The organism is Ruegeria sp. BH6 (assembly GCF_056538105.1).
Genome location: NZ_JBQFSR010000008.1, coordinates 136,590 through 151,037, shown reverse-complemented (window position 1 = coordinate 151,037; position 14,448 = coordinate 136,590). Strand labels below are relative to the sequence as shown.

12 protein-coding genes are annotated in these 14,448 nt (G+C 55.3%); 4 read left to right on the top strand and 8 right to left on the bottom strand.

Annotated elements, in window-relative coordinates; translation table 11 throughout:
- Positions 1-40: 40 nt before the first annotated feature.
- From ACR0B8_RS16310 to gntH, 3 genes are all read right to left on the bottom strand, one after another.
- Positions 41-1,291 (bottom strand): HupE/UreJ family protein, encoded by a 1,251-nt coding sequence (locus ACR0B8_RS16310; RefSeq protein WP_226689655.1) that lies wholly within the window; start codon positions 1,289-1,291, stop codon positions 41-43.
- A complete protein-coding gene (locus ACR0B8_RS16305; RefSeq protein ID WP_480659017.1) occupies positions 1,288-3,045 on the bottom strand; it encodes a hypothetical protein in 1,758 nt (585 codons plus the stop codon). Before ACR0B8_RS16305 ends, ACR0B8_RS16310 begins: the two co-directional genes overlap by 4 nt.
- Positions 3,046-3,174: 129 nt before the next feature.
- The gene (gntH, locus tag ACR0B8_RS16300; RefSeq protein ID WP_170552735.1) at positions 3,175-4,503 is read right to left on the bottom strand and encodes a guanitoxin biosynthesis MBL fold metallo-hydrolase GntH; all 1,329 of its coding nucleotides are present in this window, start codon (positions 4,501-4,503) and stop codon (positions 3,175-3,177) included.
- 306 nt (positions 4,504-4,809) lie between these two features.
- Here gntH and ACR0B8_RS16295 point away from each other — a divergent pair, with 306 nt between their 5' ends.
- Positions 4,810-6,024 (top strand): tetratricopeptide repeat protein, encoded by a 1,215-nt coding sequence (locus ACR0B8_RS16295; protein ID WP_226689652.1) that lies wholly within the window; start codon positions 4,810-4,812, stop codon positions 6,022-6,024.
- A gap of 155 nt (positions 6,025-6,179) precedes the next feature.
- Positions 6,180-7,049, top strand: coding sequence for a bifunctional allantoicase/(S)-ureidoglycine aminohydrolase (locus ACR0B8_RS16290; RefSeq protein ID WP_170413467.1), 870 nt, complete (start codon positions 6,180-6,182; stop codon positions 7,047-7,049).
- Positions 7,050-7,227: 178 nt separating this feature from the next.
- Here the strand turns inward: ACR0B8_RS16290 and ACR0B8_RS16285 are convergent, their stop codons facing one another.
- The 3 genes from ACR0B8_RS16285 to puuE are packed head-to-tail and all read right to left on the bottom strand — an operon-like array spanning position 7,228 to position 10,601.
- On the bottom strand, positions 7,228-8,652 hold the full coding sequence (locus ACR0B8_RS16285; protein ID WP_170362095.1) for a uracil-xanthine permease family protein: 1,425 nt from the start codon (positions 8,650-8,652) through the stop codon (positions 7,228-7,230).
- 54 nt (positions 8,653-8,706) lie between these two features.
- Positions 8,707-9,192: an ureidoglycolate lyase gene (locus ACR0B8_RS16280; protein WP_170362094.1), complete on the bottom strand. Its 486-nt coding sequence runs from the start codon at positions 9,190-9,192 to the stop codon at positions 8,707-8,709.
- Complete coding sequence (puuE, locus tag ACR0B8_RS16275; protein ID WP_226689651.1) at positions 9,189-10,601, bottom strand: allantoinase PuuE; 1,413 nt, start codon at positions 10,599-10,601, stop codon at positions 9,189-9,191. The genes ACR0B8_RS16280 and puuE overlap by 4 nt, the downstream gene beginning before the upstream one ends.
- Positions 10,602-10,748: 147 nt before the next feature.
- Here puuE and uraH point away from each other — a divergent pair, with 147 nt between their 5' ends.
- Positions 10,749-11,102 (top strand): hydroxyisourate hydrolase, encoded by a 354-nt coding sequence (uraH, locus tag ACR0B8_RS16270; RefSeq protein WP_170362092.1) that lies wholly within the window; start codon positions 10,749-10,751, stop codon positions 11,100-11,102.
- 8 nt (positions 11,103-11,110) lie between these two features.
- Here the strand turns inward: uraH and ACR0B8_RS16265 are convergent, their stop codons facing one another.
- Entirely contained in the window at positions 11,111-12,028 is a 918-nt protein-coding gene (locus ACR0B8_RS16265; protein WP_170350890.1) for a LysR family transcriptional regulator, read from the bottom strand.
- A 101-nt stretch (positions 12,029-12,129) separates the two neighbouring features.
- On the opposite strand from ACR0B8_RS16265, the gene ACR0B8_RS16260 reads away from it, so the two are divergent.
- On the top strand, positions 12,130-13,362 hold the full coding sequence (locus ACR0B8_RS16260; protein ID WP_480659013.1) for a urate hydroxylase PuuD: 1,233 nt from the start codon (positions 12,130-12,132) through the stop codon (positions 13,360-13,362).
- 58 nt (positions 13,363-13,420) lie between these two features.
- Here ACR0B8_RS16260 and ACR0B8_RS16255 read toward each other — a convergent pair whose 3' ends face one another.
- Entirely contained in the window at positions 13,421-14,329 is a 909-nt protein-coding gene (locus ACR0B8_RS16255) for a LysR family transcriptional regulator (protein WP_480659011.1), read from the bottom strand.
- Between the last annotated feature and the right edge of the window lie 119 nt (positions 14,330-14,448).

Genomic DNA, 14,448 nt, shown 5'->3' with positions numbered 1-14,448 from the left:
CCCTTCGCGCTATGCATCGCGACCGCTTGGGAAATGCGCATCACAGGAAAAATTCTGCCCGTTCCACGACCCAGACCATCGCGATCAAGCTGGCACAGACTGCGACTGCAGCGCGAGAACCTATCCAGACACGACCCGGCTGTTTGCGCAAAAACAGAACCAGCGGCCATACCAGCACAACAATCATCAACTGCCCAAGCTCGACACCGACATTGAAAGCCAGCAGGCTTTGCCACACGTTGGGTGCATCCACCCGCAAAATCTGGTGCAACATGAAGGAAAACCCGAACCCGTGCAGCAGGCCAATGCCCGAGGTGATCGCAAATGCCTTCAGGTCCCCGTGTTCTTGGTCAGGAGGTTGAACAGCCATCACAGCCGCGTAGATGATCGACACTGCAATCGCTAGCTCGACGGTCGGGATGAACCACGCGCCACTGGGGGCGATACCAAAAAAACCAAGGATCAGCGTTACTGTATGGCCAAGGGTGAAACCCGTGACACGCGCCAGGAGACTTTTCAGATTCAACGCACCGATGATCATGCACAACACGAACAGCACATGATCGGGGCCTTCCAGAATATGCCGAATACCTTCGACCACAAAGGTCGAAGCCGCAGCGGTGGCTGACCCGGATATTGTGATCGGATCATGCATTAGGCCAGTTGCGCGGAAGGTTCGGATTTGCCCGTTATTGTAGTCGAGGATCAGGTTCGCTGTTTCGTCTTGCCCCGGCAGACCAGGGTTTGATCTATGGGACATGCTGTAGGTGCCCACAGGCCCAGCGGCATAGCGTATATGCAGGTCCAGCATGACGTCGCCAACATAGGTCTCACCAACTGCTGTTGGATACACGTCCCCTGCGGTGGTCGCATCTTGCGCCTCTGAGAGGGTTGCAAAGCCCGGCTCAGACCCCAGCGGGTACAGGCGCATGGACATTACGGTTGCTAGTTGGAGCTGCCCGATGGCGGAAAGATCAACTGTGTCAGCCGCCAGAATGGCCAATCTATCAGGATCGCTCAGCAATGCGGCTTGATCCAGGTAATGCATCAGCGCGCCGTCTTCGATCTGATTGTAGGTATAGGGCGCGGGAACAGGCAGTCCGTCTTGCCCTTCGGGCCCCACTAGTTCCGACAACAGATAAGACAAGGGCATGCGCAGATAGACGTCCAAGCCCGCGTCGGAATGCGTCACGTGATGCACCCGCACGTTCTGATTCAGCTTGAAATGCGCAAGCACCGGATGACTAAGCAAACCGAAAAGAGCCGCTAGAAAAATGAAAACAGGCCTCATGAGTTGCCTCCCGCCGATAAAGGTTGAGGGTCAATTCGAGCTTCAAGGATGGTCAGTCCTGACAAAAACCACGCGTCGGCATCATGTTCGACATCCATCAACGCGCGATACGACACGGTGCGGCGATGCATGTGCCCCCAATGCCCGCCAGTGACCAAAGCATCCCAACGGGCCAGAATTCGATTTCCGCCATCCACCAGGGGTTCGATGCGCTCCACGACCAGCCCGTCGATGGATTTTATCTGAGCCATCGCCCCCGACGGCAAAGTTACAGACAAGCCCCTACGGATTTCGGTTTCAACGTCTTTCAGCGCTTTTGCCATGACAAATTTGCGCAGTGCCTTCGACATCTGCGGGCCTTGCGTTTCCAATCGCGCAATGGCCAGATTTGAAACGATTACCTCGGTGACTTGCGCTGCCGCGGTTATATCCGAAAGAGTTTTGGTCGGAGTTGTCACCTCGACCGTCATTGTTTTCAGAGCGCCAGAAGCGAGACAGATTAACAGGGCGGCTGCCGCCCACCCCTGCCAGTGATGCGAACGGTTTCGCCAAGCAAACACTGCAAGAAATGCCGCGACAAAAACAAGACCGAATGACATAAGTGGCACTGAAATGGAACGCATTGCGGCGACTGTAACAGGCTGAGTTTTGGGGTCGCTCCACTTAAGGATATAGTTTTTCCAAGTGATGTTAGGTGCCTCGCGGGTCACTTGGCCGGGCACCGCCCCGGCGGGATCTGTGATTTGAACCGGAATTGTGTCTGTCTCTTCGGTGAACAAATCCCATTTCAGGGAAACATAATTGGGCAACGCATCGCCCGCGTATGACAGAACAATGCCCAGAATGGCGGTGGCCCGGTTTGTTTCCGACGGGTTTTCCAGAACTTTCAAACCTTCGACACCCACGGACAGTTGTTCAACTTTTGCCAAGCTTGGCAACACAACCGAACCGTCGATTGTCAGCGGATTGCTGTGCGAAAACAGGTCGATAGCCTGCCGCTTGATCTTCGCCATGGCGTTGGCATCAAGTAGCGTTTCGTCGCCGAGTTTTAGATCAAGCCAGCCCTCCAGATCGCGCAGGCGGAAGATCACTTCGTGTCGAACCTCGCGCGGCTCAACGGACACGAACGACATCAATGCAGATTTGTGGTGCCGGGTCAGATTCGGATTCTCGAACCTGCTGTACCACGGGTCGTTCCAGTTGGGGTAAAAGACTTCAGACCGGGACAGATAACGGTAATCGGTCACAGCTACGCCAAGGTGATCGAAAATCACACCGATGGCCGCAGTTGGAATTCCATCAGACGTGAGCGGCGGCTTAAAGGTTATTTCCGCTGGTTTGTGATCAAGAGGATAATCAAGAACAACGTACACGACTTGGGCGGAGCGCCCGTTCTGCCGGGTCAGGCCGTAGCTTGGCCTGAAAGCCGTCACTCGGGGTTTTCTTGGCCGAACCTCAAGTTGAACCGTCTGCGGAACAAGTTCTGCGCCGTCGGCAAGAACCTCGAAGGCTTTGCCCGTGCGTTCTGAAAAGTTGCTTGCTGGGCCTTCATCCTGCGGTGCTTTCGCCAAAAATCCGTGCACATCGCCCAAATCAATTTCCAACGCGACCCGAACCCGATCTTTCAGCACCGAGATTTCCGCAAAATTTGCCGCGGTTTCAGCACCGTTCGCCGGCAACAGGTCGGCGCGTGTGATCAGCGGATGCGAGGCCAGAAAAACTGTCAAAATGATCAAACGCTTAAGGTTCGCCATCAGAGGGACCTCCTATGCTGGATCCACTCTGTGCTTCTCGCTCCAAACCCGAGGTTCAGCCTGAAGAAATGAAGCACAGAGACCGGCGCCAGATGGCAACGCCTAAAAGCGCCGGTTGGTCTTGAGGGATTATTTGGGTTCGGATTTTTCCGGGTAAGGGAAATCCTGTCCCAATGCTTCGCTGGCCTCTTCGTAAATCGGTCGCAAAACATCTTCGACGTCCCAGACACCACCGGCGACAAAGTCGCTGAAATCCAGCGTCTCTACACCCAACTTGTCAGCCATCGCCGTTTTGTCTTCCACATTTGGCGGCTCTGCTGGGGCGGCCAACGGGGGGGCCCATGTTCGTTCCTCAGTCGCGGCCATACGAACGACTATGTCGTCCTTGGTCACGTTCCAGACCATGAAGTCCTCTGACAGGCTAAGCGGGCCATCATAGGTGGACCGGATGCGTTCATACACACCGTTGACCGTGTCGAAGTCATTGAAGAAGTGATAGGCGACCGCCATGCGGGGTTTGATTTCGCTCATGACCTTGCCGAACGCCTCGGGGGCGGTGTGAACCTGCGTGCCAACCTGAAGGGCCGATTCCGGTGTGAACTTCATTTTGCTGACCAGTTCCGGCACAGCAATAAAGCACTCATGGATGACCAGATCAGCGTCTCTGGCATATTCAACGAACCATTTGTTGGGATACGTGTCCGAGCTAAAGACGAACTTCAGATCATTCCATTCCAAGGCGTAACTGACTGAACCGTCGATGGAATGGATTGCGGGAAATGTGCGGATGACAACGTCGTTTTCCTCGTAGATCGGTTCGTTCTCAAGTTTGTAGTCGAATTCGGTCACATCCATGACATAGCCACGGAAGTCCACGTTTCCGGCCCGACCCGCTAGGTCCCACGATAGCATTTCCTGCATACGGTCTAACGCATAAGCCGTGCCAAGCTCCGGTACAGCGCCACTTGGCCCCCACACCCGAAGGGGAACATTGCGTCCCATCAAGGCACCACCGATGAACAGGTCATGCAGCGCGCCAAAATGGTCGGTATGCAGGTGACCGATGAACACTTTGTCGAGGTAGTTGTACGGGATTTGCAGCGACGAAATTCGCTCGGCTGAACCCGACCCGATATCGAACAGGAACTTGTCTCCATTCCCAAGCTCGACCAAGAAACAGGCTGCGGCTTGCGCGGCGCGGGTCGTTGGCATTCCGGTTCCACAGGCAATTACCCGCATTTCATCTGGCTTCAGGTCTTCACTGTTTGGGTAATACGTATCTCTCTCCCTCGCCTTGACCGGCGACACCTCGGGTGTCTCCTGCGCCAAGGCCATGGAAGGGCCGAACGTGTCACCAAGGATAGTCAGCCCTCCGTTAGGGGCGGCAAGCCAGAATCCAAACGTCACCCCGGCGGCCAAATAGACCGAGTACTTCAATAGCCGTTTTCGTCTATTCATGATTTGCACTCCCTTGCTGAAATCGCCGACAGCTTCGGTGAAAAAGAAAAGTCGTCGTCGGCAGGGCATCGTGTGCGATGCAAGGTCAGTGTCCCGCAGGTTTTTCTTCGAGGTAACGGAATCACGGTGACACAGGGGTGACTCACGCTGATTTCAGGTGCATTATTATATTCGAATACGATCTGAAAACCTTGCAAACATAGGGGTTTAATGGCGTCAGATATTCGACACACCGAAAAGACCAACGCAATGCTAGCGGTTTGCGGCAGCGAGCTATTCGCCCATCTGGACCGCCTGTGTGCCTTTTTGAAATACATCGTCACTGAGGAACTGGAAGGCCGCGGCGCGCTTATCATGGGCAAAACCATCGCCCAAGATGTATATGATCGGGACCCTGCCGAAGAAGGCGACATAAACAATGTCGTCAGGGTGGACGCGCGACGCCTGCGGCAAACCCTCGAACATTACTACGATACGGCAGGACGTACTGATCCCGTCAGAATTTATGTCGACACAGGAGGGTACAGGCCACGTTTCGAACGGGTCGCGATTGCCTCATCTGATAAGAGCGAGAACCCTCATCGCTCCCTCGGGTGGGCGGCGCTGTCCTTTGTTGTCGGAACCGGGATCGGTATTGGTATCGCAATCATCGGCCTGGGGGAAAAATCCGAAACACAGATTCACCAGAGTACTCAAAATCCAACGCAGGACTCGTTGAGGCGTCAGGCCGTGATCGAACAGTCGGCATCTTCTCTGCAAGCCATGAACCTGGCCGATCAAGCCAGAAGCATGATGTTTCCTATCTTTGACCGCCCGCGCCAACAATTGGTGACAGAGGTATTCCGCCGCGTTATCGAGTTGGGCCCTGATTATTTCGGGGGCTATGCGGGGGCAGCTCAGGCGCTTGCGACCCTTGCCATAGTGTCACCGCCAGGCCCTGAAAAATCGGAGTTGACCAGTGAAGCCATGACCATGGCTGACAATGCGTTGCGTCTGGCACCCGCTGACCCGTGGGCTCAGTCCGCCCAGGCATGGGCCAAATTTGCGAACAGAGAATATGATGAGGCCATGAGGATATCGAAAAGGGCCGTAGCACTAGCCCCTGACGATGAACATGTTCTGGACATTCACGGCTCGATCGCGCTGTTCTCCGGTCATTTTGCCGAGGCTGCAAGCCATGCGAAAAAAGCCATGAACGGCGGTCGAAGCAACCAGAGATTTGCGAACCGCAATATTTTTGGCGCCGCGAATTTCCATCTTGAAAACTACCAGACGTCTTTGGATGCCTTTTCGGCAGCAGCGAGTTACGGGGATCCGATCAGCGCGCCCTCTTTCGCCTATCAGACCGCCGCTCTTTATGAATTGGGTAAAACCAAAGAGGCCGTGCGCAAATATGCCGAGTTAAAGAGTTCATGGCCCGATGCGGATGTGGAAAAAATGCTGACAGGCATCTTCAAAGACCCGTCACACGCCGAAAAGGTTATCAAAAGCATGAAGGCTTTGGAAAGCAATCCAAACTGACCCAATTGTCCAAAGGCAACCACCATTGGGCGAGGCAGGCTTTGACAGCGGGCACTTTCAAATCTTTTCGAATAGAGCTGTCGCCTCTTTGTGGGTGGTCGATGGATGTGACCGGCGCATATTTTAGAGCAAACGGTTATTCTTCAGGAGCATACATGAACACCAAGTATTTCGCGCCGCACGGGGGCCATCCCGCGCAGGACCAACTGTTGACTGACCGCGCTGTTTTTACGGACGCTTATGCCGTCATTCCCAAAGGCACAATGCGGGACATCGTGACCAGCTTCTTGCCGTTTTGGGACGACACGCGCTTGTGGGTAATCTCGCGCCCGCTGAGCGGCTTTGCCGAAACATTCTCGCAATACATAATGGAGGTGCAGCCGGGCGGGGGTTCTGACCGGCCTGAGGTCGACCCCGAGGCCGAAGGCGTTTTGTTCGTTGTCGAAGGAACAGCGACGTTGAACGTCGAAGGCGAAACCTACGAATTGACCCCTGGTGGCTATGCCTATTTGCCTTGTGCAAGTGAATGGACGCTGCACAACCACGCTGAAGAAACGCTGCGGTTCCACTGGATCAGAAAAGCCTATGAGGCGGTCGAAGGGCTGGATAAGCCCGATGTTCTGATCCTCAACGAAAACGATATTGAGCCGACAACCATGCCCGGCACAGACGGCAAATGGGCCACAACACGGTTTGTCGACCCAAGTGACCTGCGTCACGACATGCATGTCACGATTGTCACGTTTGAGCCGGGTGCAGTCATCCCATTCCTCGAGACGCATGTAATGGAGCACGGGCTCTATGTCCTCGAAGGAAAAGCTGTTTACCGGTTGAACAATGACTGGGTCGAGGTTGAGGCCGGCGATTACATGTGGTTGCGCGCGTTTTGCCCCCAGGCCTGTTACGCAGGTGGTCCGGGCAAGTTCCGGTATCTTCTTTACAAGGATGTAAATCGACACATGGCACTGAGACCGGGATCGGTGGCCTACCCTCAGCAAAAGCGCCTCAGTACGGCGGCTAAATAGCAACTATATAGCCAGGAACATACGATGGGCCGCCTCGATTTCGAGGCGGCTTGGTCGTTCGGCCTCTGGTTCCTCAAATCTGATCCTGACAGTAGGATTTAGGAACAAACAAAAGCGGCGCACCTCGGCACGCCGCCTTTTTTTTACTGTGTCACGTGGAATGCCATTTCAGGCATCATTAGACGTGATCGTCATGTCCAATCGACCCCTGACCGTGACCCGCCATACCACCTGAAACCTCTTCGGTTGCCTCGTCCGAAAGTTCCTCGGGCAGAACCAGGTTCAAAACAATCGCGATGACGGCGGCGGGAAGGATACCCGAGGTGGCCAGAACCTTTAATGTGCCGGGCAGATACTGCAAAGCACCGGGCTCAAGCTGCAATCCAAGGCCAAGGCTCAGCGCAATCGCAAAGATCACCATGTTGCGACGGTTCCAGTTCACGTCAGACAACATCGAGACACCCGCCGCGACCACCATGCCGAACATAACGATTACGCCACCGCCAAGCACTTCGATCGGGATGGATGAGATAATTGCACCAATTTTCGGGATCAGACCACAAATGATCAAGAAAAGCGCACCGATGGTGACAACCATGCGGCTCATGACACCGGTCATGGCAATCAGACCGACGTTCTGGCTGAACGATGTATTCGGCAACGCGCCAAAAAGGCCCGAGATTGCGGTGCCGACACCATCGGCATAGGTCGCGCCCTGAATTTCCTTGTCGGTCGCTTCTCGTCCAGCGCCGCCCTTGGTGATACCGGAAACGTCGCCCACCGTTTCGACCGCTGATACAAAGGACATCGCGCAGAAGCCAATGATCGCCGCGACCGAAAATTCAATGCCGAAATGCAGCGGGTTCGGCAGTGCGAAGGAAGCCGCGTTGCCAACATTGCCCAGATTCACCTGACCAAGTGCAAATGCCACCGCGTACCCGACCAACAGGCCGATCAGCACCGCCGACACAGACAACATACCCCGCGCAAAGAACTTCAGACCAAGCGTGACCACGATCACGGTGCTGGCCATGAACCAGTTCAGGCCCGAACCGTATTCTTCGGTACCAATGGCGGGCACACCGCCAGCGGCGTATTGAACGCCGACCTTCACAAGCGCCAAACCAATCATGGTCACCACAAGACCTGTCACCAGTGGCGGCAGCGCAAATCGAAGACGTCCGATGAACAGCCCCAAGAACGCATGGAACAGCCCACCAACAACAACGCCGCCCATCAGGACAGCAATGGCATCAACGCCCTTTCCAACCACCAGCGGGATCATGATCGGGATGAAGGCGAACGATGTCCCCTGCACGATGGGCAAACGGGCTCCGACAGGACCCACACCAATGGACTGGAACAACGTGGCGACGCCCGCAAAGAACATCGACATCTGGATCATGTAGATCATCTGCGGAAAATCAGGACTGTTCGAGCCGAACCCAAATCCGGCCGCGCCGCAAACGATAATGGCTGGCGTAACGTTCGAGACGAACATCGCCAGCACGTGCTGAATGCCCAGTGGGACCGCTTTGATAAGTGGTGGTGAGTAATTCGGATCGCGGAGCTGCTCCGGCGTTCCGATGGTTGTATCTGACATTTTGTCTTTCCTCCCTTGAGAGACGTTAACCGGCTCCTCTTCCGGCTAGGTTTCTCATTCTGTGATTGTGAAGGGCTCCTCGAACCAATGCTCCTCAAGGTTGGTCCCGGTTCCAATTCGGTCGACCACTGCAAAAAGCCCGGGCGCGTGAAGAGGGGTCAAAACCCCATGCCACGTGTTGCGGTGGTAATTCACGCCCTGCCCCGGTGCTGTTTTGAATGCGATAGGCTGTCCGGGGACTCCATCTTCGTCGGGCGCCACGACCACAACAAAGGGTTTGTCCGACAAGGGCAGAAAGGCCTGACTTCCATCCGGGTGACGTTCGACCATGTCCAGTTTGATCGGCAGGCTGAACGCCTCGGACTGAAACACGCTGATCCCTGCGCGCCCGTCGTTGAAATCCAGCGCGGCGCGGTCATGATACCGCGCGCACTTGCCCTGATTGATGTATTTGTCCACGTCACCAGCCACTTCGATGACATCGCCGAATGGCGCAAAGGCCTCGGACGTCAGGGGCAGAAGATTCAGGACGGTCGTCATCCCGCGAACTTCTCGATCAGGCGCAGTTCCGCGATCCGTTCGACCTGGCGGCAGGCTTCGGCAAATTCGGTGTCGCGGTCGCTATCGATACGGCGGTGGAAGGCGTCTAGAATGCTGGCTTTAGTGTTGTCCTTGACCGCAATGATGAAGGGAAAGCCGAACTTGGTTGTGTATGCCTCGTTCAGCGCTGTGAAATTCGCGCGTTCTTCGTCCGTCAGCATATCCAGACCGGCCCCGGCCTGTTCAGCCGTGCTTTCCTTGGTCAGACGACCTGCTGCGGCAAGCTTGCCCGCCAGATCCGGGTGGGCAGTCAGAACACCCAGACGTTTTTCGGCAGAGGCCGTACGGAACACCCGCGCCAGCGCGTTGTGAACTCCGGCAGCATTGTCATGGGTCGGCCCAAGCTCCAGATCATACGCGCCTTCGGCAATCCACGGGCTGTGTTCGAATATGCCGCCGAATTCGGCAACAAAGGTGGGCTGGTCCATTTCGGACGGGGTGAGGCGTTGCATCGGGGGGTGTTCCTTTGCCCAGTGATCGGCAATCTGTTCGCGCGTCGCGAACCAGACACCGTCATGTTTCATGAAATGCTCCAACGCGCGTTTCAGCGCCATGGCGCGGCCCGGCCGGCCAATCAACCGACAATGCAGACCAATTGAGAGCATCTTGGGCGCACCGGCTTCGCCTTCGGCATACAGCATGTCGAAGCTGTCTTTCAGATAACTTTCGAACTGGTCGCCAGTGGTGAACCCCGCCTGAATCGCAAAGCGCATGTCGTTGCAGTCCAGCGTATAGGGCATGATCAACTGATCTTTGCCACCGGCCTTTGTCCAATAGGGCAAATCGTCGGCATAGCTGTCTGCGATATAGGCAAAGTCGCCTTCCTCGGCGGCCAGATCGACTGTATTCATCGAACAGCGGCCCGTGTACCAACCGCGCGGCGGCTGGCCCGTGACCTCGGTATGCAGACGGATCGCTTCGCGGATTTGCGCGCGTTCTTCGTCTGGGCTCATGTCTTTGTGTTCGATCCACTTCAGGCCATGGCTGGCGATCTCCCACCCTGCGTGTTTTATCGCTGCAAGCTGCGCCGGCGCACGGGCCAACGCGGTGGCAACGCCATAAACGGTTATAGGAGTGTCCTGCAAAAGCTGGTGAACGCGCCAGAATCCGGCACGGCTGCCGTATTCATAGATCGTCTCCATGTTCCAGTGTCTTTGGCCGGGCCAAGGGGCGGCACCGGTGACCTCGGACAAAAACGCTTCGGACGCGGCATCACCATGTAAGATGTTGTTTTCACCACCCTCTTCATAGTTCAGCACAATCTGAATCGCGATCTTGGCATCATTGGGCCAGTTGGCTTTGGGCACTTGCCCGCCATAGCCGGTCATATCTCGTGGATAACGCGTCACATCAATTTCCTTCTTCTTGAAATGATGAATACCCCAGATAATCGACGATGTTTTTCAAAAAATACAACAAAGAGTTTCGGCCAGTCAGCCTTTGCCTCTTGGGGAGTATTCGGATTAGTAATTTCCAAGTTTTATAGAGAGGCGCAAATGTCAGGTTACCTAACTACACATGTTCTGGACACGGCGCGGGGGTGCCCTGCCGAGGGTCTGAAAATCGAACTTTTTCGAATTGAGGGGACTGGCCGTACATTGCTGAAAACCCTGGTCACCAATGACGACGGCCGCACGGATGAACAAATCCTGCCCGAAGCCGAGTTTTCATTGGGCGAGTACGAATTGATTTTCTACGCCGGGGAATACTTGGACGCATCTGGCACTCCGCCCGAGGATCCACGTTTTCTGAACGTAATCCCAATCCGCTTCGGGATGTCCGAACAGTCGCATTACCATGTGCCGCTGCTTCTTTCGCCCTTCGGGTACTCAACCTATCGCGGCAGCTGAGCCGCCTTTTAGGGCGTGTTTGTCTCAGCAATCGTTGAACCAATACGCTCGATTATGAACTCCATGAACAGGCGTGTCTTGGGGTCCTGCATACGACGGTGGGTAAACAAACACGCCATTTGAATCGGTTCCGGTGGTGTTTTAACCGCGACCGGAACCAAAGTACCGGCGTTGAGGTACTTTGAAATCTCAAATACCGGCTTCAACGCGATGCCGTGCCCGGCCAAGGCCCAATCCGTCAACACGTCGCCATCGTCTGACTCGTACCGCCCTGAAACACGGAATCGCTTTGGTCCGGTTTCGGTTCTCAAAAGCCACTGGAATTCAGTGGCACCGGGAAACCGCAGGCTGAGGCATTCATGCCCGTTGGCGACAATATCGTCGCCACTTTCTGGCATCCCATGTTTCTTGATGTATTTCGGGGAAGCACACAGAACCCGTTCCACGTCAGCAATCTTTCGAATGCGCAAATTGCTGTCTTCGGGCTGACCAAGGAAGAAAGCCAAATCCAGGCCTTCGGTCGTGATATCCACATTTCGGTCAGTCAATCTGAGCCGAACATTCACCTCAGGGTATTCAGCCAGAAATTTTGGCACCTGCGGTGCTATCAGACGCCGACCAACCCCCAAGGGGGCGGCGATATACAGCGATCCCTTGAGGTTCTCGGTGATATTGACGATTTGCGCTTCGGCGTTCTGGACGGCTTCAAGAATTTCCGTCGCCCCCCGATAAAACGATTTTCCCTGTTCTGTCGGCGTCAGGCTGCGCGTTGTACGTTGAAACAGACGTACACCAAGATGTTCTTCAAGCTGGGAAATCCTAGCCGAGGTTACAGCCGGTGAAACCCGCAAATCGCGGCCCGCGGCAGACATGCTGCCCAATTCATAGACACGGACAAAAGTGCGGATGTTATCGAAGTAGGACATTTTTTTGCATTTTTTGATACTGCTTGGTCTTTCGCAGCAATACCAGAACAAACCTCTATCGCATAGAGTGCACAGGAACTTTGAACTTTAGGAGCAATGCCATGTACGACTTGGCCGTAATGTGGGAGTGGATCGCCTTTTCTGTCCGCTGGCTGCATGTGATCACCGCGATGGCGTGGATTGGCGCGTCATTCTATTTTATCGCGCTGGACCTCATGCTTAAGCCAAACCCTGCCCTACCGGACGGGGCTTATGGCGAAGAATGGGAAGTACATGGCGGCGGGTTCTATCACACCGTCAAATACCTTGTGGCGCCTGCCCGGATGCCGGAACATCTGACCTGGCACAAATGGCAGAGCTATACGACCTGGCTATCTGGAGCGGCCCTTCTGATGATCATCTACTGGGTCGGCGGTGAGCTGTTCCTGCTTGATCCAACCAAGGTGGATTTGGCGCTGTGGCAAGGCATCCTGATCTCTGGCGGTTCGCTGACTATCGGATGGTTGCTGTACGATCAGATGTGCAAGTCCAAGCTCAGCGACCACCCGACCGTGTTGATGCTGTTGCTGTTCGTGATCCTGGTGATCATGTCTTGGGGTTATAACCAGATCTTCACTGGCCGCGCTGCGCTTTTGCACCTTGGTGCGTTCACGGCAACGATCATGACGGCCAACGTGTTTTTTCAGATCATGCCGAACCAGCGGATCGTGGTCGAAGACCTCAAGGCCGGTCGGACGCCCGACGCGAAATACGGCAAGGTCGCCAAGGTGCGTTCGACGCACAACAACTATCTGACCTTGCCGGTCGTTTTCCTGATGCTGTCGAACCACTACCCGCTGGCTTTCGGAACCGAGTATTCGTGGATCATTGCCAGCCTGATCTTCCTGACAGGCGTGACCATCCGGCATTACTTCAACACCATGCACTCGACCGGGGAAGGCCCGCACTGGACCTGGGCTGTCACGGTCATTCTCATGGTCATAATCGCTTGGCTGTCTTCGGTCAGGCCAACAGAAACATGGGAAGACGCCGAAGCCCGCGAGCTGACGCCATATGAACAGAAATATGCGTCAGCCGCCGGTTTTGAGGCCGCGTATGACACGGTGCTGGGCAATTGCTCCATGTGTCATGCGCGCGAGCCGGTCTACGGCACCATGAAATGGGCACCCAAGAAGGTTTACCTTGAAACACCCGGTGACGTGGCCCGGCAGGCCGACCAGATTTATCTGCAGGCTGGGATCAGCCACGCGATGCCGCCACCATCGGCGGTTCAGATGGATGAAGAAGCACGCCAGACCATTGTTGCGTGGATCAACGAAGTCAGAGATCAATAGCACCAACAGAGAAATTGATGACAGGCAAACTGGGTTTTCATACCCAGTTTTTTGTTTTTCAGCCCGGCGCGAAAAAGCGTTTGCTGTGCTGCGCGATATGTTCGACGAAAAGGCGCACCTTGGGGTCCTGAAGCTTTTTATGCGGATAAAGGCACCCGAAAATCGTCGGCACTGGGGGTGTCTTCGGTAGGACCTCGACCAGTCGACCGTCCTCAAGATATTCCCGCACGTCAAAGCGTGGTTTGTTAACGATCCCTTTGCCCGCCAGCGCCCAGTCCGTCAGCACGTCCCCATCGTCCGCATCGTATTTACCGTGAACTTCCAGCTTTCGCGGTCCCATGTCGGTGTTGAGGGTCCAGAAGTATTCGGGCGATCTGGGATACCGCAGCAAAAGGCAGTTATGGGGCGTATGCAGAAGGTCATCCGGCGTATTGGGCACGCCAAAGTTCGACAGATATTCCGGAGACGCGCACAGCACGCGATCGCAATCCGCAAACTTCCGCAGTTTCATGGTGGAATCGCCGGGCTCACCGATAAAGAACGCGATGTCCAAACCGTCGACCATCATGTCCACCTTGCGGTCCGAAAGACGCATGCGAATCTCTGTTTCGGGGTAGAGTTCTGAGAATTCCGGCACCAGAGGCGCGACGATTCTACGCCCGACACCCAGCGGCGCGGTGATGCGAATGGCACCTCGCGGGGCATCGGAAAAGCTGGCAACGCGCGCTTCGGCGTGATCGATCGCCAGCAGAACGGCTTTGGCCTCATCGTAGAAAACCGATCCAACTTCTGTTGGGGTCATCGACCGGGTGGTTCTGTTGAACAGCCGCACACCCAAATGGTTCTCAAGTTCTTTCAATCGTTTGCTGGCCACCGCCGGGGTTAACCGCAGGTCGCGCCCGCCGGATGTAATGCTGCCCAGCTCCATCACTCTGACAAAAACACGCAGGCTTTCGATGTACGACATTCGATCCTCTCCTTGCGGAAAGACTGCGCCATGGCGTTTTGTTTTTCAACGATCTGTTGAAAGTATTTGCCGTTTCCGACGATTTTAAGACTCAATCGTTGCGCCTATGGTCCCCCCGA